Raw genomic sequence first — 431 nt, forward strand, 5'->3', positions numbered from 1 at the left:
ATCCCGCCCAGCAAGCGCCACCGCGCGTCACCCGACACGAGGTAGCGCGCTCCCGGCTGGCCCGCGCCCACCACCAGGCCGCCCACCCCCACCGAGAGGTTCCGGTGGAACAGCTGCGTCTCCAGCCGGCCGTCCACGTCCACCCGTCCCCAGGTGAAGACCTCCGCGCCCATCGACAGGCGGAAGTGCCGCCGCCACAGGACACTCAGGTTCTCCGCATCCCAGTGGAAGAGCACCTCGCCATGTACCGAGGCTCCATCCCGGAACGGTGCGTCCGCCTGCGGCACGGCGTCCGGGCCCGCCACCCGGAAGCGCGCCAGCTCGTAGTCGGGACCGAAGGCGCCCTGCCGGAAGCCTCCTCGCTGGACGCGGCCTTCCAGGCGCGCGCGCATGTCCACCTTCGAGGACAGGTAGTCCGCGCCCAGCCCCAC

At 72.6% G+C, this 431-nt stretch carries 1 pseudogene; it reads right to left on the reverse strand.

Features of this window, described 5'->3' with window-relative positions:
- Positions 1–431 (reverse strand): annotated as a pseudogene (locus tag FL311_RS43700) (hypothetical protein); the annotation flags it as partial.

It is taken from the genome of Myxococcus sp. AB025B (assembly GCF_006518215.1).
Taxonomy (GTDB): Bacteria; Myxococcota; Myxococcia; order Myxococcales; family Myxococcaceae; genus Myxococcus; species Myxococcus fulvus.